Source organism: Pirellulales bacterium (genome assembly GCA_035533075.1).
GTDB lineage: Bacteria > Planctomycetota > Planctomycetia > Pirellulales > JAICIG01 > DASSFG01.
In genome coordinates this window covers 60,285-83,846 of sequence record DATLUO010000281.1, presented here as the reverse complement: position 1 = coordinate 83,846, position 23,562 = coordinate 60,285, and the positions used below count along the sequence as shown (strand labels likewise).

General features: G+C 63.5%; 17 protein-coding genes. 7 read left to right on the top strand and 10 right to left on the bottom strand.

Going from position 1 to position 23,562, the window contains the following annotated elements; genetic code table 11:
* Nucleotides 1-7: 7 nt before the first annotated feature.
* A complete protein-coding gene (locus tag VNH11_35200) occupies nucleotides 8-655 on the bottom strand; it encodes a MamI family restriction endonuclease (protein HVA51642.1) in 648 nt (215 codons plus the stop codon).
* Between the two features lie 187 nt (nucleotides 656-842).
* Here VNH11_35200 and VNH11_35195 point away from each other — a divergent pair, with 187 nt between their 5' ends.
* Nucleotides 843-3,965, top strand: a complete 3,123-nt coding sequence (locus tag VNH11_35195) for an amidohydrolase family protein (GenBank protein HVA51641.1) — start codon at nucleotides 843-845, stop codon at nucleotides 3,963-3,965.
* A 159-nt stretch (nucleotides 3,966-4,124) separates the two neighbouring features.
* Entirely contained in the window at nucleotides 4,125-5,408 is a 1,284-nt protein-coding gene (locus tag VNH11_35190; protein HVA51640.1) for an amidohydrolase family protein, read from the top strand.
* A 221-nt stretch (nucleotides 5,409-5,629) separates the two neighbouring features.
* Here the strand turns inward: VNH11_35190 and VNH11_35185 are convergent, their stop codons facing one another.
* From VNH11_35185 to VNH11_35160, 6 genes are all read right to left on the bottom strand, one after another.
* Nucleotides 5,630-8,890, bottom strand: coding sequence for an efflux RND transporter permease subunit (locus tag VNH11_35185; protein HVA51639.1), 3,261 nt, complete (start codon nucleotides 8,888-8,890; stop codon nucleotides 5,630-5,632).
* Between the two features lie 365 nt (nucleotides 8,891-9,255).
* Nucleotides 9,256-11,319 (bottom strand): efflux RND transporter periplasmic adaptor subunit, encoded by a 2,064-nt coding sequence (locus tag VNH11_35180; GenBank protein HVA51638.1) that lies wholly within the window; start codon nucleotides 11,317-11,319, stop codon nucleotides 9,256-9,258.
* A complete protein-coding gene (locus VNH11_35175) occupies nucleotides 11,316-12,035 on the bottom strand; it encodes a hypothetical protein (protein ID HVA51637.1) in 720 nt (239 codons plus the stop codon). Before VNH11_35175 ends, VNH11_35180 begins: the two co-directional genes overlap by 4 nt.
* Before the next feature lie 114 nt (nucleotides 12,036-12,149).
* Nucleotides 12,150-12,653, bottom strand: coding sequence for a hypothetical protein (locus VNH11_35170; protein ID HVA51636.1), 504 nt, complete (start codon nucleotides 12,651-12,653; stop codon nucleotides 12,150-12,152).
* A 172-nt stretch (nucleotides 12,654-12,825) separates the two neighbouring features.
* The gene (locus VNH11_35165; protein ID HVA51635.1) at nucleotides 12,826-13,173 is read right to left on the bottom strand and encodes a hypothetical protein; all 348 of its coding nucleotides are present in this window, start codon (nucleotides 13,171-13,173) and stop codon (nucleotides 12,826-12,828) included.
* 175 nt (nucleotides 13,174-13,348) lie between these two features.
* On the bottom strand, nucleotides 13,349-14,335 hold the full coding sequence (locus tag VNH11_35160; protein HVA51634.1) for a PIG-L family deacetylase: 987 nt from the start codon (nucleotides 14,333-14,335) through the stop codon (nucleotides 13,349-13,351).
* A gap of 231 nt (nucleotides 14,336-14,566) precedes the next feature.
* Between VNH11_35160 and VNH11_35155 the strand changes: the two genes are divergently transcribed.
* The gene (locus VNH11_35155; GenBank protein HVA51633.1) at nucleotides 14,567-16,036 is read left to right on the top strand and encodes an ankyrin repeat domain-containing protein; all 1,470 of its coding nucleotides are present in this window, start codon (nucleotides 14,567-14,569) and stop codon (nucleotides 16,034-16,036) included.
* A 203-nt stretch (nucleotides 16,037-16,239) separates the two neighbouring features.
* Here the strand turns inward: VNH11_35155 and VNH11_35150 are convergent, their stop codons facing one another.
* A complete protein-coding gene (locus VNH11_35150) occupies nucleotides 16,240-16,788 on the bottom strand; it encodes a hypothetical protein (protein ID HVA51632.1) in 549 nt (182 codons plus the stop codon).
* A gap of 204 nt (nucleotides 16,789-16,992) precedes the next feature.
* Here VNH11_35150 and VNH11_35145 point away from each other — a divergent pair, with 204 nt between their 5' ends.
* From VNH11_35145 to VNH11_35130, 4 genes are all read left to right on the top strand, one after another.
* On the top strand, nucleotides 16,993-19,434 hold the full coding sequence (locus VNH11_35145; GenBank protein HVA51631.1) for a glycogen/starch/alpha-glucan phosphorylase: 2,442 nt from the start codon (nucleotides 16,993-16,995) through the stop codon (nucleotides 19,432-19,434).
* Nucleotides 19,435-19,696: 262 nt separating this feature from the next.
* Entirely contained in the window at nucleotides 19,697-20,950 is a 1,254-nt protein-coding gene (locus tag VNH11_35140; GenBank protein HVA51630.1) for a PQQ-binding-like beta-propeller repeat protein, read from the top strand.
* A 2-nt stretch (nucleotides 20,951-20,952) separates the two neighbouring features.
* The gene (locus VNH11_35135; GenBank protein HVA51629.1) at nucleotides 20,953-21,867 is read left to right on the top strand and encodes a CPBP family intramembrane glutamic endopeptidase; all 915 of its coding nucleotides are present in this window, start codon (nucleotides 20,953-20,955) and stop codon (nucleotides 21,865-21,867) included.
* Nucleotides 21,868-21,930: 63 nt separating this feature from the next.
* Complete coding sequence (locus tag VNH11_35130; protein ID HVA51628.1) at nucleotides 21,931-22,101, top strand: hypothetical protein; 171 nt, start codon at nucleotides 21,931-21,933, stop codon at nucleotides 22,099-22,101.
* 4 nt (nucleotides 22,102-22,105) lie between these two features.
* Here the strand turns inward: VNH11_35130 and VNH11_35125 are convergent, their stop codons facing one another.
* Nucleotides 22,106-22,648, bottom strand: coding sequence for a DUF2617 family protein (locus VNH11_35125; protein HVA51627.1), 543 nt, complete (start codon nucleotides 22,646-22,648; stop codon nucleotides 22,106-22,108).
* Between the two features lie 165 nt (nucleotides 22,649-22,813).
* The gene (locus VNH11_35120) at nucleotides 22,814-23,500 is read right to left on the bottom strand and encodes a hypothetical protein (protein ID HVA51626.1); all 687 of its coding nucleotides are present in this window, start codon (nucleotides 23,498-23,500) and stop codon (nucleotides 22,814-22,816) included.
* Between the last annotated feature and the right edge of the window lie 62 nt (nucleotides 23,501-23,562).

The window sequence follows — 23,562 nt, the reverse complement described above, 5'->3', positions numbered from 1 at the left end:
GCCGATTTCAGTCTGGAGCCAACGTGCATTTGCCCTGCTCAAGCGCGGCCGGGTCATAACGCAGGCACTCGAACCCGTTTTCTTTGCGGATCGCGGTGAACAGAAGCGGGTACGCGAGATTTCCGCATTTGTTGCGAAAGATGTCATCGTCGCGGAATCGCGGTGGATGCAACTGAAAGTTGGTGCTTTTGATCTCGCCCGTTGCTCGTTGCCTGTACCATTTGGCGCACATCTTCCGGAAAACTCGGTCCTGGCGGGGGCGCACGCACCAGATACGACAGCGCGGATGAGCGTCGGTATCGTCGTCCCAAAGAACGAAGAAGAGGAACGGCATGCTGTCGAACGCGGTCAGGTTTTCGGCTTTCCGCGACGTGGTGCTCAGCCGCCCGGCAGGGATCGCGCCGTTAAAGCGCGGCGTGTCGATTGCACCCCAACAACAAGCAGCCTTGACGTCCGATCCGTCGACAAAATCGGCGCCTTTCTCCCGTCGACGCCCGTTGATGCCGGTCAGCAGGCTGATCAAAATCTGCGACCACGCACGAGTGTCGCAAGGAACGGGGTGACCCGTCTTGTCCGCATGTGGTTTGGCGCTGAAGAACGCCTCATAATGGGCGTCGAGCAACGATAGAACATCGTTCATTGTGCCGGCAGGCATCGGATGGCCCCCTTGGAGAGCGCTTCCTCGTTCTGCCATCGGCACGATGGCTGCCTATGCTTAACGGCGGCCGCGTTCTGCGGTCAAAACGCATTTCGCAGGTTTGCCCGACCGTGTGACTGGAACTCTACCCGGCCATCAAGTATTTTCGAGGTTAGATCCATTCACACCGGTTGGTTCGACTTTTATGAAGAAACAAGCCTTGCTGGCATTTGGTGTTGTCGCTTTGCTGATCCCGGCAACGGTAACGAGCATGTTCGCGGCCGTGCCCTCCACGGCGCCGCCGGCCGGGCTGCGCGAGGGTGCGACCGCCGCCCATGCCTTCACCGGCGCACGCATCGTGACCGCGCCGGGCAAAGTGCTCGATCGCGGAACGCTCGTCGTCCGCGATGGCGTCGTGATCGCCGTCGGCGCCGATCTTGAGCCGCCCGCCGATGCCAGGGTCTGGAAGCTCGATGGCAAGACGATCTATCCCGGCTTCATCGACGCCTACTCCGAGCTGTCGGCCGAAGCCTCGCGGCTGGGCCCATCGGAGCAGCACGGCGCGGCCTATTGGAACAAGCACGTCGTACCGCAGACGAGCGCCGACGCCCGCTATACGCTCGATGCCGAGGCGAACAAGAAGCTGCGCGGACAGGGAATCACTGCCCGGCTGGTGGCGCCTTCGGTTGGAGTCGTCAAGGGCACCAGTGCCCTGGTGTCGCTGGGCGATGAACCCGGCGGCCGCACGATCCTGAAAAGCCAGGTGGCCCTGCACCTGATGCTCACGCCGGCCCAACGGGCGCTCGACAACTATCCCATGTCGCCGATGGGCGCCATGGCATTGGTCCGCCAGGCATTCTATGACGCACGCTGGTACGCCGATGCCTGGAAGTGCTTCGATAGCCAGAGCGGCATGGCCCGGCCCGAGCGCAACGATGCGCTCTCCGCCTTGCAGCCGTTCGTGGTCGGCAAAGCCCCCGTCATGTTTCAGGCCGCCGACGAGCTGTACTTTCTGCGGGCAATGCAGGTCGCCGATGAGTTCGGCTTGCAGGCGATTGTGCGGGGGTCGGGCCGCGAATATCGCCGGCTCGATGCCATCAAACAGACCGGTCTGCCGGTGGTGCTGCCCGTCAACTTTCCTAAGCCGCCCCGCGTGACGACGCCCGAAGCCGCCATGTCGGTGCCGCTGGATCGGTTGATGCACTGGGACATTGCCCCGGAGAACCCCGGCCGGCTCGACTCGGCGGGCGTGAAAATCGCTTTCACGTCGCACGGGCTAAGCGATCCCGGCTCGTTCTTGTCGGGCGTCCGCAAAGCAGTCGAACACGGGCTGGCGCGCGACTCGGCCTTGCAAGCGCTGACGGTAACGCCCGCCGAGCTGTTCGGCGTAGACAAGCGGCTGGGCACACTCGAAGCCGGTAAGCAGGCCAGTTTTCTGATCTGCAACGGCGACATCTTCGACGTCGAAAGCAAAATTTGCGAGACGTGGATCGACGGTCGCCGTTACGAGATCGACGCCACACCGCTCCTAGAAATGCGAGGAACGTGGCAATTGCAATTGTCGAAGCCCGACGGCGGCACCGAAACACTCACGGTCGAACTCGACGGCGAGCCCGCCAAGCTGACCGGCAAGATCAAGCGCGGCGACCGCGAGGCTTCGCTCACACGGGCCGTGCTGGAGGCGTCGCACTTCAGCGGCCACTTCCAGGCCGGGCCGCTCGGCTGGCAAGGTATCGTACAGCTTAGCGCCACCGTCTCGTCGAGCGATTCGTCAGCGGCTGAGCCATCATGGCTGGGCTTTGTCGTCTGGCCGGACGGCTCGACATCGACGATTCGCGCCAAGCGCACCGCCGTCTATCGCCCGCCTGCCGATGAAAAAGCGGCGCCCACGGACGATGGTGCATCGAAGCCGGAGGGTGCCGAGGCGGCCAAATCCGCACTCTTCGCTGTGAACTATCCGCTGGGCGCCTTTGGCGTAGCCGGGCAGCCCGAACAGCCCAAGGCCGTCGCCTTTCAACACGCCACGATCTGGACCAGCGGACCGGCCGGCGTTCTCAACGACGCCACGCTCGTCGTCGCCGAGGGACGAATCGCCGCGGTCGGTCTCGACGTGACCGTGCCCGACGGCGCTGTGATTATTGACCTGGCCGGCAAGCACCTCACGCCGGGCATCATCGATTGCCACTCGCACGTGGCCACCGACGGCGGCATCAACGAGCAGGCCCAGACCATCACCGCCGAGGCCCGCATCGGCGATTTCATCGACCAGAACGATATTCAGATCTATCGCCAGTTGGCCGGCGGCGTGACCACCTCCAACATCCTGCACGGCTCGGCCAACACGATCGGAGGGCAGAACCAGGTCATCAAGCTCCGCTGGGGTGCGCTGGCAGATGACATGAAGTTCGCCGACGCGCCGCCGGGCATCAAGTTCGCCTTGGGCGAAAACGTCAAGCAGAGCAACTGGGGCGATCAGTTCAAGACCCGCTATCCGCAGACCCGTATGGGAGTGGAGCAGCTTGTGCGCGACGCCTTCCGCGCGGCCCGCGACTATCGCCGCCGCCAGCAGCAGTGGAAAGAACAACCCGCCGGCCTGCCGCCCCGCGTCGATCTGGAGCTGGAAGCCCTGGCCGAGGTGCTCGAAGGAAAGCGGTTGGTCCACTGCCACAGCTATCGGCAGGACGAGGTTCTGGCCTTCCTGCGGGCCTGCGAAGAGTTCGGCGTCAAGGTCGGAACGCTGCAGCACATTCTGGAGGGCTACAAGCTGGCCGACGTCATCGCGCGCCACGGCGCGGGGGCATCGAGCTTTTCCGATTGGTGGGCCTTCAAGTTCGAGGTTTACGACGCCATCGCTTACAACGGCGCGTTGATGCACCAGGCAGGCGTGGTCGTGTCGTTCAACTCCGACGATCCAGAGCTTGCCCGGCGATTGAACCTCGAAGCCGCGAAAGCCGTGCGTTATGGCAACGTGCCGCCGCCGGAAGCGCTCAAGTTCGTCACGCTGAACCCGGCCCGGCAGCTTGGCATCGACAAGTGGGTCGGTTCGCTGGAGATCGGCAAAGACGCCGACCTGGCGGTGTGGAGCGGTGCGCCGCTTTCGAGCTACGCCCGTTGCGAGCAGACCTGGATCGACGGCCGCCGCTATTTCGACCGCGCCGACGACGCGGCCCGCCGCGCCGAGGGCGACCGCATGCGTGCCGCGCTGATTCAACGCGTGTTGGCATCGAACGAAGAGCCGGAGGGCCTCGACGACGACCGCCGCGAGCTGTACCCGCGCGAGGACGTGTTCTGCGAGCACGGCCGCGATCACGATGAGAGTGAGGAGTAGTTTTTCTTTGTAAGGTGGGACCAGCGAGCTTGCGAGCGCCGGCCCACCGATAGCAGCGAGGAATTCATGCAGCGATTGAGTCGATTACGGTGGGCCAGCACGAGCCAAGACTCGCTGGTCCCACCTTACGCCCAATGCATAGCCGGCCTGTGCCTTGCCTTGGCCGCACAAATAGCTTTTGCCTCGCCCGAAGTTCCCGGTCTGCCGCAAGATCACCCCATCGCCTTGGTCGGCGGCACCGTCCATCCGGTATCCGGCCCGGCCATCGAAGGCGGCGTGCTGCTCTTCGACGCCGGCAAGATCGTGGCGGTCGGCCGCGAGGTGGTCTTGCCCGGCAACACCGAGAAGATCGACGTGCAAGGCAAACACGTCTACCCCGGCATGATCGATGGTTATACGCACCTGGGGCTGATGGAGATTCCCATGGTCCGGGCAACGAACGACCATACCGAGACTGGCCGCATCAATTCCAACGCCAAGGCGCAGGTTGCGGTCAATGCCGACAGCGAGCTGATTCCGGTGGCACGCACGTCCGGCGTGCTGAGCGTGTTGTCGGTGCCCGGCGGAGGCTTGATTTCAGGCGCGTCGGCCCTGATCGGCCTCGACGGCTGGACCTGGGAAGAGATGACCATCAAGCCGGTGGTGGGCGTCCACATGCGCTGGCCGCAGATGGCGCCGATCCACACCTGGTGGCAAGAGATGAAGGCCCAAGAGCAGCTCGTGGCCCGCGACAAGGCATTGGAAGAGATCCGTCAGGCGTTTGACGAAGCGCGAAACTATGCCACTGCGTGCCGCGCCTGCGCCAACGGCAAAGGGGCCGCGCCCGACTTCAATGCGCGGTGGGAAGCGCTCGTTCCGGTGCTGGAGGGCAAGGTGCCGTTGATCATCGACGCCGACGAGATCCAGCAGATCCAGTCGGCCCTGGCCTTCGCCGCGCGGGAGCGCGTGAAGGTGATCCTCTTGGGCGGTTATGATGCGCCGCACTGCGCCGACCTGCTCAAACAGCTCGATGTGCCGGTGATCGTTGCCGGCACGCACCGCCTGCCTCGCCGCCACGACGACGGGTTCGATGCCCCTTACACCGTGCCTGCCCGGCTGCACGAGTTGGGCGTGAAGTTCTGCCTCGCCAGCGCCGATCGGGCCTCGATGGTCCGCAATCTTCCCTATCACGCCGGCACGGCCGCGGCTTATGGCCTTCCGCCCCACGAAGCCTTGAAGGCCGTCACGCTCTATCCCGCCCAGATTCTCGGAGTCGCCGACCGCCTTGGTTCGTTGGAGGCGGGCAAAGACGCCACGTTGTTCGTGAGCGACGGCGATCCCTTGGAAACGCCTTCGCAGGTCAGCCTGGCTTTCATCGCCGGCCGCCGCATCGACCTCAACAACCGCCAGCAGCGTCTCTGGGAAAAATACCAGGAGAAGTACCGGCGGTTGGGGAAGAATTGAGGGACACAAGCGAAAAGACGCGCCCTACGTCACGCTTCGGCGCTGTAACACGTCAGGAAACGGCGCCTCCATGAAAAAATGTACGCTGTTGCAACTCGGCTCGACAAGCCCCTCGGTCAATTTCGACTCCCCCGCGGCCTAGCACCATGCCCGGCGACGGGCGGGCCAAAGATGACCACTAGAAGCGCGTGTCAATTTGCAACAACAGCGCCTCGCGCAGCCTAGAACACCACCTCCTCCTCGACCCTGTGCTCGTAGACCTTCCGGCCGAATTTGTAGAACAGCGCCGGCGTGACGATCTGGTCGAGCAGCGTGGAGCTGATCAGCCCGCCGATCACCACCACGGCCAAGGGGTGCAGAATCTCCTTGCCGGTTTGCCCGGCGCCCAAGGCCAGCGGCACCAGGCCGATGATGGCCGTGGCCGCGGTCATCAGCACGGGGGCCAGCCGCTCCAAGCTGCCGCGGATGATCATCTGCTCGCTGAATTGCTCGCCTTCGTAGCGCATCAAGTGAATGTAGTGCGAGATCATCATGATGCCGTTGCGGCAAACAATGCCCACCAGCGTAATGAAGCCGACCCAGTGCGCCAGCGACAAGGTCGTCGCCGAGATCCAGACGCGCGGCCAGTCCCACCAAGGCACGGCGGCCAAGGCGTCTGCCGAAGGCCAGTTGGTCAACAGCAGCGCGGCCACCGAGCCGATCGCCGCCAGCGGAATGTTGGCCATCACTTGTACCGCGCCACGCCACGAACCGAGGCACTTGACCAACAGGCAATAAATGCCAAACGCGGAAAACAAGCTCAGCACCATGAGGCGGGTCTGTGCGTCGCGCTGGTTCTCGAACTCGCCGCCGTATTCGATGAAGTAACCGGTCGGCAGCGTCGGCGCTACATTCTCGCTCACCGCGCGACGGATGTCGTTGACTACGCCCGTCAGGTCGCGGCCGGCCACGTTGCACTGCACCACGATCCGCCGCACGATGTTCTCGCGATGAATCGTGTTGGGGCCGGTCGTTTCGGCTACCTCGGCCACCGTGCCCAACGCCACGCGCCCGCCGGAAGGGATGCTCAGCGGAGTAGAGCGGATCAACTCGATGTCGTGCCGGGCGGCCGGATCGAACCAGACCACCAGGTCGAACAGCCGCTGCCCTTCGAGAATCTGCGAAACCGTCCGTCCTTGAAAGGCGGTCTCCAGGGCACGGGCCACTTGCGCCGGCGTCAGGCCATAGCGCCGCGCTTCGTCGCGTTTCACGGTGACACGCACTTGCGGAATCTCGACCTGCTGCTCGATGTAGAGGTCGGTGACGCCGGGCACGGCGGCCATCAACTGCTCGGCCGCCCGTGCTTTTTCGCGGAGGATATCGAGATCGGCGCCGAACACTTTGACCGCAATCGCCGCGCGAATGCCGGAGGTCATGTGCTCCAGCCGGTGCGAGATGGGTTGGCCAATGTTCACCGCGACGCCGGGCATTTCCGTGATCCGGTCGCGGATGTCGGCCAGAATCTCTTCGCGCGAGCGGCCCTGGCGATCGACCCCGAAGCGGTGCAGACCGGGCACGGCCCGCACCACGGCGTACCCAAAGCCGGGCTTGGGTATTTCGGGCGCCAGCAGCCCTACGTCGAACTCCGAATGGCCGACCGGTTCGGCGTGTTCGTCGAGCTCCGCCCGGCCGGTGCGCCGCGAGACGTTGGTCACCTCCGGCACGTCCATCAGCATCTTCTCGATCAGCGTGCCGACGCGGTTCGATTCCTCCAGGCTGACCGACGGCGGAGCGCTCGATTCGATGGTCAACGTGCCTTCATTGAAGTCGGGCATGAACTCGCCCCCCATCCAATAGATCGCCGCCACGCTGACTGCCACGAGCACCGCGACCGCCGACAGCACCACGTAAGCGTGCCGCAGCGTCAGGTGCAACAGCCGCCTGTCGATCCATTTCAGCCATCGGACCACCAACGGATCGTGGGCGTGGTCCAGAAACGACGCATTGGGCAGCAGGTAGGCCGCCAGGGCGGGCGTGACCGTCAAAGAGACGACCAGCGACGCCAGCAGCGTGACCAGATACGACAGACCCAGCGGCGCGAACAGCCGCCCCTCCAGGCCCGACAACCAGAACAGCGGCAGCACCACCAGCACCACGATCAGCGTGGCGAAGACGATGCTGTTGCGGACCTCGGCCGAGGCGTGAAAGATCACGCGCAGCGGATGATCGGGCTGCGGCAATTGGCGGTTCTCCTTCAGGCGGCGATAGATGTTCTCGATATCGACGATCGAATCGTCGACCAACTCGCCGATGGCGACCGCCAGGCCGCCCAGCGTCATGGTGTTGATCGTCACGCCGAAGGCCCGAAAGATCAGCGCGGTGATGACGATCGACAGAGGAATCGCGACCAGCGTGATGACGCTCGTGCGGAGGTTCCACAGAAAGAGAAACAGAACGACGACGACCCAGATGGCCCCGTCGCGGATGGCTTCCACCACGTTGCGAATGGCGGCCTCGATGAAGCTGGCCTGGCGGAAGACGCGCGTGTCGATCACCACATCGGCCGGCAGCGTCTTGCGCATCTCTTCGACGGTTTCTTCGATTTGCCGGTCGAGCACGAGCGTGTCGGCCTTGGGCTGCTTCTGGATCGTAAGCACGACCGACGGATGGGCCTCGACGCTGCCGTCGCCGCGCGCCACCGGGCCGCCCAATCGCACATCGGCCACCTGCCGGACGGTGACGGGCACCGGGTCGCGGTCGACGACCACCGTGTCTTCCAGGTCGTCCAAGCTGGTGGCCCGGCCGACGATGCGGATCAACGTCTCACGCTCGTGCGAGAGCAAGAAACCGCCGCCCGACACGGCATTCGACTGTTGAACCGCCCGTGTCAGCTCGTCGAGCGTGACGCCATATTCGGCCAGCCGCGTGGGCAAGGTGAGCACCTGGTATTGCTTCAGTTCGCCGCCCATCACCGCCACCTGGGCCACGCCGTGAACGGCCAGAATCCGCGGGCGGATCGTCCAATCGGCCAGCGTGCGCAGCTCGATGGGCGTGGTCTTGCCGGTGGACTGCACGCCGACGATCATGATCTCGCCCATGATCGACGCGATCGGCGTCATCAGCGGCGTGACCGAATCGGGCAAGCGGCCGCGGGCAAGCTGCAGCTTTTCCAGCACGATCTGCCGGTCGGTAAAAATGTCGGTGCCCCAGTCGAACTCCACCCACACAATCGACAATCCGACCGCCGACGCCGAGCGGACGCGCTGCACGTTGGTGGCGCCGTTCATCACCGATTCGATCGGAAACGTGACGAGCGTCTCGACTTCTTCCGGCGCCAGCCCGTGCGCCTCGGTCATGATGGTGACCGTGGGCCGGTTGAGATCGGGAAACACGTCGACCGGCAGTTGGGCCGCCTGATAGCCGCCGAACAACAACAGCACGACCGCCACCACGACGACGCCGGAGCGGTTTTTGAGCGAGAAGGAAATGAGGGCGTTGAACATGGCCTAATTTTGGATTTTGGATTTTCGATTTTGGATTGGGTGGCGGCGACCAGCACGTGGCCGTAGGGTGGGACCAGCGAACTTGCGAGCGCCGGCCCACCGTAAGCGACGTCGCCTACGTTAAGGGGCGAGGATTAAATACAATCACCCGCTTCAATGCCAAACTCTCCATTGGTCGCCCAACGAGGAAGCCTGTTTTCGACATATCCGAGAACGCTACGGCACCTCAGTTTGGCATTGAAGCGGGTGGTTGATTAAATAGGGACGTCGTCCACGGTGGGCCGGCGCTCGCAAGCTCGCTGGTCCCACCTTACGAGTTGCCGCCCTCAGCTCTCATCTCTCATCTAACCACTAACCACTAACCACTACTCCTTCGCCACCGGCCACTGGCTCTTGTCGTCGACTTCGATGGCCACGGTCGCCAACATTCCTTCGCGCAAGCGCAACTGCGAGTTATCCAACTCGGCCCAAACGGCCAGCACGCGGTCCGTGGCCGATACCTCCGGACTCGTGCGCGTCACCGTGCCACGCGCGCGAAACGTCGGATCGCCTGCCACCGTGACCGTCACCTCTTGGCCGACGCCGACGCGGCCGGCATCGCCCTCGGGCACGTAAGCTTGCACCCAGACTCGAGAGAGATCCTGCAACTCGAAGAGCCGCTCCAGCGGCAGCACCACTTCGCCCAGCCCCAGCTCGAACTCGACCACCCAACCGTCCGCCGGCGCACGCACGGGCAACAACGTCGTAATCTTCTCGTAAACATCGGCCTGGCCGACGTCGATTTTCCGCAGACGTTCGATCTCGCCCGGCTCGAGCCCCATCAGGTCGAGTTGACTTGCGAGCGTAGCCACCTTGTTTTCCAGCGACCGCTGGTCCGATTCGAGCTGCCAGACGCGCGTGCGGTCGACCAACCGGTCGCCGGTCAAGGATTTCAAGCGACCGAGCATCTGCCGAGTGACCTCCAGCCGCACCAGGGCCGACAGCATGTCGAGCTGGCGATTGCGCAATTGCAAGCTATCGATCTCGGCAAGTACATCGCCGCGGCGCACGCGCGTGCCGCGTTCGACGAGAATGCTTGCCAGGCGGCCTTCGACCGTTGCGGCGGCGTACTGCTTGCGACTCGTGGCCGCCTCGATGCGTCCGGGCACGACGATGATCTCTCCCTTGGCGCCTGTTGGCGTGATGCTTGCCGTGGTCGTCGTCGCCCGCGGTGAACTGGGCGCCGACTCCGCCTGGGCATCGGCCACCGTGAAGGCGTCGTTAAGCAGGGCCGCAAGCTCGACGGTGCCGACGCTGATCACGCGCTGGCCCGGAAAAAGCCCGTCCACGATTTCCGTTCGCCCGTCGTCGCGATTGCCGACCGTGACGCGCGTGAGCAGATACTTCCCGTGATTGCGGCCCTGCTCGCGCAACACATAGCTCGCCTTGCCGTGGCGAATCACTGCATCGGCGGGGCAGACGACCGTCTCCGGCTTTTCCGCCACCTCGATGTGCATGCGGCCGAACATGCCGGGACGAATGCGGCCGTCGGGGTTGGCCATTTCGACGCGCGCGTGCATCGTGCGTTCCTGAGCGTTGAGCTTCAGACCGACGTGCTCCACCTTGTTGGTCAGCGGTGAATCGGGAAAACTGGCCAGCACGACCCGCACCGGCTGCCCTTCGCGCACGCGCCAGATGTCGCTTTCGAGCACTTCGCCGATGAGGGCCAAGGCCGACCGGTCGACCAGGTGGAAAACGTGGTCGTGCGGTTCCACGGTTTGCCCGACGCGGGGGTCGGCCACCGACACCGCGCCGTCAATCGGACTGACGATCGGCAGCACGCGGACCGGCTCTTTGGTCAAAATGACCTCGGTCAGCGCCTCCTTCGACAAGCCGACGGCGCGAAGCTTGGCCATCAGCAGGGCCAACTCGGCGGACTTTTCGCGACGGTTGGCGCGGGCGATGAAGAGGTCCCGTTCGGGCAGGGCGCCGCCGGCGGCCAGCGTTTCCCGCTGGTCGAGCACCCGCGCGGCCAGATCGTGTTCGGCGGAGGCCTGCAAGAGTTGCGATTCGAGCGTTTCCAGCTCCAGACTCTTGACCCGCGCCAGCACCTGGCCTTGCCGCACCTCGTCGCCCGGCCGCACGAGCAGCTCTTCAACCCTGCCCGACACGAGCGAAGCGGCGTAGGCGTGCCGCGTGCAGGGGACATCGACGGTGCAATTGACGACGATCTCCTCGCGCCAGGTGACGAGCTCGACCTTGGCCTTCTTCAGACCGATGGCTTTTTCGGCCTGCGGCGTGAGCAGCAACATATTCTTGTAGACGGCGAACCCTTTGCTGGGCAATGCTTCGTGTTCGTCGTGGGCGGCGGCCTGGTTGAAAAGAGCGGCCGCGATGCCCAGGGGCAGGCACAGCCGGCGGAAGAGTTGGAACGGTAGGATTGCGTTCATCGGTCGGTCTCGTTGGCAGTCTTGTTGGCAGGCGTTTCTATTTCAGTCGCGACCGCTTGTAAGCGGGCCAGCGCCTCGTCGATCGGCTTGGCATGTAGCGCATAATCGGGCTTGCGGTGAGCGTCGATCTCGGTATGGATTTCATCGAGCGCTTCGCGCAGGTCTTCGCTCGACGTGACGATTTGTTCCCAGTACCGGCGCGGCACGCCTCCGGCACGAGCGACGCTGGGAAGCCGGTCGATGGCAATGTTGGTCTCATCGAGCGGACGATGAGCGTCGCGAAGTTGTCCGGAGGCAATTGCCAGGCGGATGGCGTCGCGATAGCCGCAAATCCGCTCGACCGCCACGGCATAGTTGACCGGCATCGGCACATCAGCCTCGGTGAGCGGAGGGCCTTCGTCGCCCGCGTCCGATGCCACGTTCGATGCGGGCTGCGTCTGAGCCGGCGACGACGACTCCTTGCAACCGCAACCGAGCGACAACGTCAACAGCGCGAGGCACAAGGCCCCGAAATGTAGGGTGGGACCAGCGAGCTTGCGAGCGCCGGCCCACCATCCGCGCGAACCCGTGGTGGGCCGGCGCTCGCAAGCTCGCTGGTCCCACCCTACAGGCCGTTGGCGAAAGCGCGTGGGCGACGCCGACCGCCTCGCGTGGCGAACGGCAAGCATGGCGTAGCCCTGAAAGGGAGTGACGGCGTTTGGGATACGGCGGAGCATCTCTTGGCTGAAGGCACGATCCGTGGGCAAGTTCTACCGGCAAGCGGACGACGAAGCACCGGCGCGGGTTCAAACGCACGCGCGCTGGCCGGAACGAAGACGTTTCCGGAGAACTCAGATCAACTGCACGCCCGAGCGCAGATGGCGCGCAGTGTCGCACAGCGGCAAGGCCGCCACGCGCGGCAGCGCGTCGGCGTGAATCGACGCCGCATCGAGTGGCGGCGGTAAAGTGACGCTGGAAACGAACGGCGTGTTTGCCGCGAACACGCCCACGACGTCGGTTTCGGTCGAACACTTCTCGACGACTTCGGCGAGCATTCCCGCCGCCACGGCCGAGGGAGACGAATCTGGTCGACAACCTTTTGTCGGCAAAATGGTAACTTCCCAGCCGAGCCAGAGCATGTGGACGTGCTCGGTCACGCCCGACACGGCCGCGCTGGGGTCACCAATCGACGGCGTGCGGTCAACCGCATCGGCGACGACCTCGCCGCGGTGGGAGTGATGGTACGGATTCTCGCCGAGGTCGTGCGCATGTTGGATCGCCACCGGCCAGCCGTTGGTCAATAACAACACGGCCGAAAGCAGCCAGCAGATGCCGTCGCGAAGGAAGCGAACCATGGTCGAACGTGGAAGCTGTCTATCAGGATTAAAGAGATTCTACCCTGATTCAATGTGGGAAACAACCTAGCGCGCGGCGTTCATTTCCAAAATATCTCGAAGTCGGTCCTGCCAGCCGGCCGCGGTTCGGTCAAGAAGGCCGGACAAGACGACCGACACTAGCGCTCTGCTTTCAATCCCGATGCGCGATCGTCCGCATGGCGTCGAGCAGCGCGCGACGCTCGTAGGAGTGCTCGTCGGCGGATCGGGGCAGCGAAAGCAGGTCGGAAAGCAGCGCCGCGACGGCTTCGGCGTCTTGTTCATGAACGCGGCGCAGATGGCCGAGAATATCGCCCACCCGCCGGTTGGCTTCAGCCTGGTTTCGGACCCCGGCAATTTTCCCTCGCCCCAAATGATGGTGGATGACGATCAGGCGGTCGTTGCTGTAGAACGCGGCCGTCGAAGCGCAGCGGGCCGGACGGGCGGCTTCCGGCGAGTCGGCGTAACGCCGAATGAGATATTCCAGCACCTGCAACTGCATCCGCCGGTGCGGCTCGGGAATGCTCTCCGACGCAGCCAGACGCTGCCGACGCACCAGCCAATCGTCGAGAACTGTACGGGCCTCTGCCGCTTGCCAGCATAGAAGTCACCTCCATTCGTCAGTTTAGCAGGCGTGCCAACTCGACCGGAAGACCCCAAGCTTGATGGCTTGATGGTTATGGCGCGGTTGAAAACGGAAACAATTGCCGCAGCTCGGCTTTGCTCGGCTGCCGGCCGTACTCGCAGATTTCGAACGCTTCGGCAAACTCGATCTTGGCCGCCGCCTCGGCGCCGTACCCGTCGCTCAGCACGGCGCGAAAACGGTCGGCCACCTCCCGGCTTCGGGCGGCAAACCCCTCGCGAACTTGCCGGCGACGTTCGGCCTGCCGCGCCGGATCGTCGGGCGTCAACTCGGCCGAGCCGTTTGCGCCGCCTTCGTAAAACTGCGACTCCATGACGGCCAACGCTTGCAGTTTCGTCTCCATCACCGAATCAATCGAGACAGCCACGTCGGCCTGAAATGGATTCGGCTTCTGGAAACGGTCGGGATAGAACAGAAACACCGGGTTCTTCCGCAGGTGCGGCGTATCGGGGCAGAAATAAGGCACGGTGACCATGTACGCGGCGTCCTGCACGAGGACGCCCGTGTAGCGATGGTCGGGATGATAGTCGTTGGGCCGGTGGCTCGTCACGACGTCGGCGTTCCACCGGCGAATCAGGCGGGTAATCGTGCGGCGGTTCTCGATCGTGGGCAGCAACTCGCCGTCGTGGATGTCGAGCACCTGGCTGGTGACATGCAGCATCGCGTCGGCACGGGCGACCTCGCTCTTGCGGCGCTGGGCCAACGGTCCGCCCGCCTCGCGCCAATGACCGATGTCGCCGTTGGTGACGGAGACGAACTTCACGTGGTGTCCCTGCGCCGCCCAAAGCGCGGCGGTGCCGGCCACGCGGAGCTCGCAGTCGTCCGGGTGAGCGCCGAAGCATAGAATCCGAAGTTTGCCGTCATCCGCTGGTGGCGGAGCCGGTGCTTTGTCGTCCTCGGCGGCCCGCGCCGCCGTGGCGAACTGCCGGTCCGAGGGCGAGATCAAGCCGATGACCGCCGAGAGCGAGAAGCCGATCGCCAGGCGGGCTGCGGCAACGGAAATCAAGGAAGTGCGTTTCAAAGCGTCTCTCCTGAAGACAAGCGGTTCCGGGCGCCGCGACGGCGCCCCGTGTCGGTAGTATGATTCGCGCCGCGCCGCTTTGCCAATCGGCAAACTGCCGGTAGCAGGGAATTGGCCGGACCATCGTCACCAATCACCCGCTCAGCGGAGTGAAGTCGAAGTAGCGGTTTCCGGCGGAAGATTTACACGATAAAGTAGGGGCGCATCAACGATCGGCGAGGCATCGAAAGCATGGTCGGCGAACTAAGCGTAGCCAATCTGGAACAAATCGACGTCTTCTCCAGGTGGCAGGGATTCGCCGACCCTCATAGCCTCGCCAAACTGACAATCACCCGCCAGGGAGACCGCTTTGTCCGCCAGGAGGAGATCGCCGGGAACTGCGACGCACTACCTGCCGAGTGTGTCGCGCAGCTTTTTGAACAGCTTTGTCAACCCGCCATCGAATCTCTCGATCCAAGGCTGTTCGACGCCCCGGAGCCGGTAATCCGCAGCCATTTTGCATCGATCTGGACCAACGATCATCCGCAGGTCCTTGTCCGGCTGAAGTTTTCCGAGGGCCGGACCATCGACGTGTTGACGACCGGCCAGCATGTCTGCCTGCTTCCGATCCAGGTCCGCGACTCGGGCGGTCTGCTGAACTACCAGACTTTCCAGCCGGCACTGAGCCGGTCGATGGCTGCCCTCATGCCCGTGGGGTATCTGGACCGAGACCGCTTGGAAGGAGCGTGCAGCGTATTTCAGGCAGATATTGACGACTATCACAAAGGCACCGGCAGTTGGCAGATCGATTCGGAATCCGGCGGGGCTCCGGAGTCGGAAGAGTCGGATGACCGGGATCGACTGTCGTTTGAGGAGCAGCAGAAACGCGTCAATGAAATGCTCCGCCGTTTGAGCATGAGGAACCTGGAATCACCGGAAGAGAAGGAGCTCGCCGAGCGTTCCGGAAAGATTTCCGAGCGACTGCTCAAGAATCTGCCGCTGGAAGAGGTCGCGGATATCTTGAGCCGCGGTGGGAATCCGAACGTCGCGGACGAGAACGGTCAGACGGCGCTGATGAAGGCCGCGTTTCCGCCGCTCGATCGTGAGCGATTTCGCCTGCTGGCCCGAGCCGGCGCGAATCTCGAGGCGAGGCGAACCCGAGGTTGCGCCACCGGGCTGCACTTGGCCTGCGACGGCGAAATGGCGGACAGCGTGGAGGAGTGGATTCGGGCGGGGGCGGATATCCATGCGCGACTACCGGAAGGCTCGACCCCGCTGATGCTGGGAGCAAGTTCGCCTGCGATCGTTCGTTTGCTGCTGGCCGGCGGCGCCCGCCCCAACGATGTCGACCAGGACGGACATACGGCGTTGGTGTACGCCATCGACCGTCAACTCTGGTTCCAGGCCATCGACGATATTGAGGCCATTCGCCTGCTGATTGATGCCGGGACGGATCTGACGTTGCGAGACCGCAACGGACTGACGCCGCTGGGATTCGCTCGGCAACACCATCAGATGAAGCTGTTGGAGCACGAGGCCAGTCTTGCGATACAAGAGGCGTGGGGCCGCAAACCAACGGCCGAAGAGGAACGAGCGCGGGCCGATTTGATGAGAAAGATGATGCGAGAGTCGTATCCGAATTCAGATCCGGACAAATGGAACGACCTGACGCTGGCCGAGGCGATCATCAACCTCTTCGCGGCAGCCGGTGGCACCGACTGACGATTTCGATCCCCTCATGATTCGTTTGCAGCCGCAGCGGCAATTTCTGCGAGGCAAGTCGGGCAATACCAGGGAGCGGGCGTTTTGACGGGCTTCGGGCTGCGCTTGCGGCACTTGGCGCAGCGGTAGCGTTTGCCTTTCACGGCGGTCTTCGGACGGGCCTGCTTTCCGCTCCGGGGAATGTATTTCGCCATCCTGTCCGTTCAGTTGATCCCAGTCTGTTCGTCGTCGTCGTCTTCTTCCTTGCCCCAGAACTCGGACTCTTCGAGCATGTCGTACTTCTTGGCCACTTCAGGATCGGTGGTCACCAGATGCGCATCATCGTCGCCCACACCGCCCGCTTCGGCATCAAGAGTGACGCCGTCGTCGAGCATGGATTCGAGCACGGCAGCCGCCGCGCGAAGCGCCCCGATCATGTCTTCTAGCGTATGAGCGTCGGCGGTCAGCCATTTGTTTCGCCAAAGCGTTACATACCGCTTCTTCGCTTGCTGCCACAACTCGGCATATTTGCCTCGCACGTAAGGATCGAGCTGTTGAGCAAACTCGATGGGAAGGCCCAATAGATTGATCAGTTCCAAAACGTCCGTGAGCGGGCTCTTTGAGCCGCCGGTGATCGCCGCCGCCCGGATCCACTTGACGTCGTCGCTCACGAAACCCTCGCTCCGCAGCTCCCGGAAGTCGCTCTCGCTCTCGTCGCTGACAAAGTAGCTCAAGGTGCTCCCTTCGCACCGCAGCCGCAGCCGGCCCGACATGGCTTCGGTAGCGACTCTCCACCTCGGCAACAAGATCATCAGCGAGTGAAATGTGCATGCCGAATCGGTACAATCGCGGTCACAGAGGCGTTAGGCGATAGGCGTTAGGCTTTAGGCGCGGTGTGAGGACGCTGTCCTAACGCCTAACGCCTAACGCCTAACGCCCAATGCCCAACGCCTAATGCCCAACAGGGTCCTGAACTAATGAACGATACTGCCCGCGAGCTGCGCTCGCATATCGACGAAAACTTGTTCCGCATGCTGGGGAAGTTTCCTGAAATCGCCTCCAAGCATGACTATTACCTCGCCCTGGCCTACACGGTGCGCGACTGCATCTTGCGGCGGTGGGTCAAGACCGCGTCGACGTACTTCGAGAAGGAAAGCCGCACGGTCGCGTATCTCTCGGCCGAGTTTCTCATCGGGCCGCAACTGGGCAAGAACCTGATCAATCTCGGCATCTACGAGGCGGCGCGGCAGGCCGTCGCCGACCTGGGCCAGAACCTCGACGAGCTGCTCGACCAGGAAGAGGAGCCCGGCCTGGGCAACGGCGGCCTGGGCCGATTGGCCGCCTGCTACATGGAGTCGCTGGCCACGCTGCAGATACCTTCCATCGGCTACGGCATTCGCTATGAGTTCGGCATCTTCAAGCAGGAGATTCACGACGGCCAGCAGGTCGAAAAAAGCGACCGCTGGCTGCGGCTGGGCTATCCCTGGGAGATCACTCGCCCGGAGGTCGCCTTCGAGGTCAAGCTGGGCGGACACACCGAACCGTACGCCGACCAAGCGGGCCGTTACTGCGTGCGCTGGGTGCCCGACCGCGTCGTCATGGGCACGCCCTGCGACACCCTGATGCAAGGCTACGGCGTGGGCACGGTCAACCTGCTGCGGCTGTGGAAGGCCGAGGCCCATGAGTCGTTTGATTTTCAGGCCTTCAACGTGGGCGATTATTACCGCGCGGTCGACAAGAAGATCGTGTCGGAGAACATCACCAAGGTGCTTTACCCCAACGACGAGCCGGCCGCCGGCAAGCAATTGCGGCTGGAACAACAATACTTCTTCGTCTCGTGCTCGCTGCGAGACATGATCCGCATTTACCTGCAGCGCGAACAGACGCTCGACAACTTCCAACAGAAGTACGTCATCCAGCTTAACGACACGCACCCCACGATCGGCGTGGCCGAGCTGATGCGGCTGCTGGTCGACGAGCACCATCTGGAGTGGGAACGGGCCTGGCAGATCACCAGCCGCGTGTTTGCCTACACCAATCACACTTTGTTGCCCGAAGCGTTGGAGAAATGGCCGCTGGCGCTGTTTGCCCGCGTGTTGCCGCGGCACCTGGAAATCATCTACGAGATCAACCGGCGGTTTCTCGACAAGGTGCAGGCCCAGTATCCGGGCGACGGCGCCAAGCTGGAGCGGCTTTCGATCATCGAAGAGGGGCGCGAGCGGCACGTGCGGATGGCGAACCTGGCCTGCGTCGGCAGCCGGGCCGTGAACGGCGTGGCGGCGCTGCACACGCGGCTTTTGGAGCAGACCGTGCTCAAAGACTTCTACGATCTGTGGCCCGAAAAGTTTTCGAACAAGACCAACGGCGTCACTTTGCGGCGGTTCTTGTTGCTGGCCAATCCGGGCCTGTCGCGGCTGATCACCGACACCATCGGCGACCGCTGGGTGCGCGAGAGCAGCCGGCTGCTGGAGCTGGAAAAATTCGCGGCGGATTCCGCCTTTCTGCACGAATGGCAGGCCATCAAGCAGGCCAACAAGACGCGGCTGGCGCGGGCCATGGAAGCGGCCACCGGCATCCGGACCGATCCGGCCACGCTCTTCGACGTGCAGGTCAAACGCATTCACGAGTACAAGCGGCAGCACCTCAACGTGCTGCACGCCGTCACGCTCTATCATCGCATGAAGACCAATCCGCGCATGGACGTGCTGCCGCGCACGATTGTTTTCGGAGGCAAAGCCGCGCCGGGCTACGTCATGGCCAAGTTGATGATCCGCTTGATCAACTCCGTGGCCGAGGTCGTGAACCGCGACCGCGACGTTCGCGACCGTTTGAAGATCGTGTTCTTCCCGAACTTCAGCGTCAAGACGGCGCACACGGTCTATCCGGGGGCGGATTTGTCGGAGCAGATTTCCACGGCGGGCACCGAGGCGTCGGGCACCGGCAACATGAAGTTCGCCTTCAACGGAGCGCTGACCATCGGCACGCTGGACGGCGCCAACGTCGAAATCCGCGAGGAAGTGGGCGCCGAGAATTTCTTCTTGTTCGGGATGACCGCCGAGGAGGTGGCCGGCCGCAAGTCGAAAGGCTATCGGCCGCGCGACTTGTATGAGTGCGACCCGGAGCTGCGTGCGGCGATCGACCTGATCGCTTCGGGCGAGTTCTCCAAGGGCGATCGAGAGGTCTTTCGCCCGCTGGTGGAATCGTTGCTCGACCACGACCCCTATCTGGTGCTGGCCGATTTTGCTTCGTACATTGAATGCCAGGATGAAGTGGCCGGCGTCTATCACGACAAGGCCCGTTGGAACCGGATGTCGCTCGTGAACGTGGCCCGCATGGGCAAGTTTTCGTCGGACCGGGCAATCGCCGAATACTGCCGCGACATCTGGCACGCCGAGCCGGTGCCTGTGCCGATCGCGTGACGATTTTGGATTTTGGATTTTGGATTTTGGATTTTGGATTTTGGATTGAGGTCTTGGCTCTTGGCTCTTGGCTCTTGGGTCTTGGCTGTTTTGTCTTCTGGTCCACGCCTTGCTTCCAATTGGCAATTTGCAATTTCTCCGGAACGCGAACCCTGAACCCTGATCCCTGATCCCTGATCCCTGATCCCTGATCCCTGATCACGGTGGGCCGGCGCTCGCAAGCTCGCTGGTCCCACCCTACATGATATTGGAGACTGAAAATATGAGAACCACCTGCCGTATTGTCGTCATGGCCTTGGCGTGCTGGCTGAGCGCCGCCGTGTCGCACGCCCAAACCCCCTGGCCGCGGTGGCGCGGACCGCGGGGAGATGGTCACTCGACTGAGACGAAGTTGCCCGTCAAGTGGGGCAACGGAGATATCGACTGGAAGGCGCCTCTGCCGGGCGTGGGCGAATCGTCGCCCGTAATCTGGCAAGACAAGCTCTTTCTGACCAGCGCCGAAGATGGCGGCCGCCGCCGCAACGTGCTTTGCCTCGACCGCCGCGGCGGCAAGCTGCTCTGGAAGCAGAGCGTGCAGTTTGACGGGCAGCCGGAGGGGCTGCACAAAATGAACACCTTTGCCTCGCCCACCTGCGTCACCGACGGCGAAGTGGTGGTGGCGTTTTTCGGCCGCGCCGGCCTGCACGCTTACTCGGTCGCGGGCAAACACCTTTGGTCGAATGACCTGGGCCAGTTCGACAATCCCTGGGGCGTGGGGGCCTCGCCGGTGCTGGTCGGCGACTTGGTGGTGCAAAACGGCGACGCCGACAGCAACGCCTTTCTGGCCGCCTATGACAAGCGCACCGGCAAGACGGTTTGGCGCGTGCCGCGGCCCGATCATCGCGGCTGGAGCACGCCCATTCTGCTCGACGTGGACGGACGGCAAGAGTTGATCTTGAACGGTCACACGGGCGTGACGGCCTACGCTCCGGCCAGCGGGAAAGAACTCTGGTTTTGCGCGGGTTTCAACGGTCGCGGCGAGCCGACCGCCACGCCCGGCAAGGGACTGGTGTTCCTGGTCAACGGCCTGCCCGGCGATATTTACGCGGTGAAGCCGGGCGGCCAAGGCGACGTGACGCAGACCCGGATGGCCTGGCACACGCCTCGCAAGTCGCGGCGCGACCTACCTTCGCCGATTCTGATCGACGACTATCTGATGGTGGTCGGCATGGACGGCATTGCCGTGTGCTATGACGCGCCGACCGGCGCGGTCGTTTGGCAAGAGCGGGTCGCGGGGAACTGTTCGGCGTCGCCGATCGCGGCGGCCGGCCTGGCGTATTTCCTGAGCGAGGACGGCACGGTGGTGGTCATCAAGCCCGGCCGGCAGTTCGAGGAGGTTGCGCGGAACAAAATCGCGGCGGCCGGCGACGAGGTGTTTCGTGCTTCGCCCGCGGCCTGCGCCGGGCAGATCTTTCTGCGCAGCGATCGCGTTCTCTATTGCGTGGGACGGTCGCCGCAGGTGACCGACGCCAGGTAGATATGAATTGGCCCACCGCCCTCGTTTTTTTGGCGATGCTCGCCATGAGCGTCGCGGCGTGGACCTTGATCGCCCATCGCCTGCGGCAGGGCCGGGCGATGCTGCCTTTGACGCCGCGCCGGGCGGTGCCGTGGCGGGGCCTCGACCTATTGATGGTAATCGTATTTTATGTTTTCGCTAGAAGCGCGCTGTGGACGGTCTGTTCGGTCATCGCGTCCGCGGCCGGCTGGACCGACGACGCCACGCGGCTGGCGGCGCTTCCGCCTGACTCGACGGACCCCGACAAATTTGCTTTGGACCTGGCGTCGAATACCGCAGGCAACCTTGCGACGATCGGTTTCGTCCTGCTCTGGATTCTTTCGCACACGGATGCCTCCTGGTCCGATCTGGGCTGGCGCCGAGAGACGGTGCGTGACGACCTTCGCGCTGGGTTGCTCGCCTTCGCGGCGATTGCGGCGCCGATTTATGGCTTGCAGGCGCTACTGTCGGCTTTCGTTACCCAACGACATCCGATTATCGAAGTGCTCGAGCGGCATCCGAGTTGGCTGCTGTACGTTTTGTCTGGTCTGTCGGCCGTGGCCGTCGCGCCGCTGGCGGAGGAGCTTTTGTTTCGCGCGTTGCTGCAAGGGTGGCTCGAATCGGTCCGCGTGCTTCAAGCGCCCGACCCCGTCGTCGCCGCCGATAGCGAGGCTGCTCCGCAAGTGCAACCGCGGCGCGGTGCCATTATCGTCAGTTCGCTGGTGTTCGCCCTCCTGCATCTGGGACACGGCGCCGACGCGGTGCCGCTGTTCTTTTTCGCGCTGGCACTCGGCTATCTCTATCAGCAGACGCACCGCCTGATGCCGTCGGTGACGCTTCATTTTTGCCTGAACGCCAGCAGTTTCGCGGCGCTGTGCCTCTCGGGCCCTGCGAATTGAGCTCTGGCGAATCGCCGCAACGTCCACTATAAAACCATTCCGAGACAACCAAGGAGAGAAACAATGACGACCGTGAAGAAGAAGACGCTCGTAGAAGTCAAGCTGGCGCTGGCCGAAAAGTATGAAAGCCTGGCGAAGCAGTCGGGCAGCAAGCCCCGGCAGAAACGATATTTGCACCGTGCCGAACGTTATCGGGGCCAGGCCGCGACGTTGCAGTCACTGGCCCGGCAATGACCCGCTACTTGGGAATCTCGAACAGCGACTGGCTCTTGACGACGGCGTAATCGTCGGGGAAGGTGTGAAACGCCTGCACCGACAGGCTGCGATTGCGCGTTTCGACGTGGACATAGCTCAGCGCGCCCAAGGCCATGCGGCCGCTGGAGTTGAAGCGGAACAACATTCCCTGCCGCTCGCCATCGTGGCACAACTCCTGCTGAAACGTCCAGAACACCTCCGGCTCGACCGGTTCCAACTGGAAGTTGACCTGGTAGGTCGCGCCGCCGCGGCATTCCACGCGGTCGCTGCGTTCGCCTTTCAAACGATGACTGAGCAACCGCCGTTTCTGCGGCAGCGGGTGGTTGGCCGCCGTGGCAACCTCGGTGAGGATCAGGCCGTGATACCGCCAGCAGACGACATGGCCCGCGCTGGTGATGTTGACGGTCGCCTCATAATCACCGCGCCGCACGGTGCGCGAAGCATGAATCTCGAACAACTCCGGATGCAGTGAGCGGCCATAAAGCTGGAACACCAACTCGGCGATCTTCGGTCGAACAGAAAGCACGGCGCCGTTTCCCCCGGGTTAACTCAGTTCTGGTGCGCCGCTCGGCGGCGGCAAACGAAGGCCCCATTATAAGCTTGGTGGCCGAGAGCACAAAGAGACTTTTCTCACTCATCGACGCGGCCGGTTTTTCAGGCTTGACAAAATCATCGAGAGACGTTGCCGCGCTCAACAGCGCGACTTGGGAGACCGCGCGGCCGATCGCAGTTGACGCTCGCACCACTGCTGCACCACATAGTCGCAGGCCACGAGCGTGCCCGGCTCACTGAACTGGCGGCTGGCGCCGACGATCACCGCCAGTTGGCTGGCGCAATTGAGCTGCTCGAAGACGCGCTCGTTGCGCGCGACCAAGGCGGCATCCTTGCTGGGCACGACCAACAGCGTGGGCACGGTGGCCGTCGCGAGATCAACGGGTGCCTGGTCGGGCCGGCCGTAACAGGCCACCACCGTATTCACCTGACGCGGCCGGCTGTTGGCCACGGCGATGGCCGCCGGCACCGCGGCCTCGCTGGCCAAGATCGCCAACGGCAGGCGACGGGTGTCGGAGCGGGTGGCCAGAATATCGAGCGTGGCGTGCATGCGGTCGGCCAGCAGGCCGACGTCGCGGTGCTTTCCCGGTTGCTCCGCTTCTTCCGCATCGAGCAACTCGACGCGGCAGACGCCCATGCCCAGTTTTTCGAGCGACGCGGCGATGGCCTGCTGGACCGCGGCCCGCCGGCTTTCGCCGCTGGTGTAAAACATGCCCACGAGCCCAAAGGCGTCCGGAGAGAGCGACAGGACCGCGTGGATTTCTCGCGACTCCAACATGGCTTCGCTCGTGGTCCACAGAGCGGCCTGGCGTGCGGCACAGATCATGATTGCGACCTCCAGAATTCAAGCATCCGGCGCAATTTCTGCAAAGTGCATGCCGTACTTTT

Excerpts from the sequence above, each read along its gene's own strand:
- VNH11_35150 (HVA51632.1), bottom strand. The coding sequence starts at position 16,788 with ATGTCGGGCCGGCTGCGGCTGCGGTGCGAAGGGAGCACCTTGAGCTAC.
- VNH11_35135 (HVA51629.1), top strand. The coding sequence starts at position 20,953 with ATGAATTGGCCCACCGCCCTCGTTTTTTTGGCGATGCTCGCCATGAGC.
- VNH11_35140 (HVA51630.1), top strand. The coding sequence starts at position 19,697 with ATGAGAACCACCTGCCGTATTGTCGTCATGGCCTTGGCGTGCTGGCTG.
- VNH11_35130 (HVA51628.1), top strand. The coding sequence starts at position 21,931 with ATGACGACCGTGAAGAAGAAGACGCTCGTAGAAGTCAAGCTGGCGCTG.
- VNH11_35180 (HVA51638.1), bottom strand. The coding sequence starts at position 11,319 with ATGAACGCAATCCTACCGTTCCAACTCTTCCGCCGGCTGTGCCTGCCC.
- VNH11_35155 (HVA51633.1), top strand. The coding sequence starts at position 14,567 with ATGGTCGGCGAACTAAGCGTAGCCAATCTGGAACAAATCGACGTCTTC.
- VNH11_35145 (HVA51631.1), top strand. The coding sequence starts at position 16,993 with ATGAACGATACTGCCCGCGAGCTGCGCTCGCATATCGACGAAAACTTG.
- VNH11_35120 (HVA51626.1), bottom strand. The coding sequence starts at position 23,500 with ATGATCTGTGCCGCACGCCAGGCCGCTCTGTGGACCACGAGCGAAGCC.
- VNH11_35185 (HVA51639.1), bottom strand. The coding sequence starts at position 8,890 with ATGTTCAACGCCCTCATTTCCTTCTCGCTCAAAAACCGCTCCGGCGTC.
- VNH11_35175 (HVA51637.1), bottom strand. The coding sequence starts at position 12,035 with ATGCTCCGCCGTATCCCAAACGCCGTCACTCCCTTTCAGGGCTACGCC.
- VNH11_35165 (HVA51635.1), bottom strand. The coding sequence starts at position 13,173 with ATGCAGTTGCAGGTGCTGGAATATCTCATTCGGCGTTACGCCGACTCG.
- VNH11_35170 (HVA51636.1), bottom strand. The coding sequence starts at position 12,653 with ATGGTTCGCTTCCTTCGCGACGGCATCTGCTGGCTGCTTTCGGCCGTG.
- VNH11_35195 (HVA51641.1), top strand. The coding sequence starts at position 843 with ATGAAGAAACAAGCCTTGCTGGCATTTGGTGTTGTCGCTTTGCTGATC.
- VNH11_35200 (HVA51642.1), bottom strand. The coding sequence starts at position 655 with ATGCCTGCCGGCACAATGAACGATGTTCTATCGTTGCTCGACGCCCAT.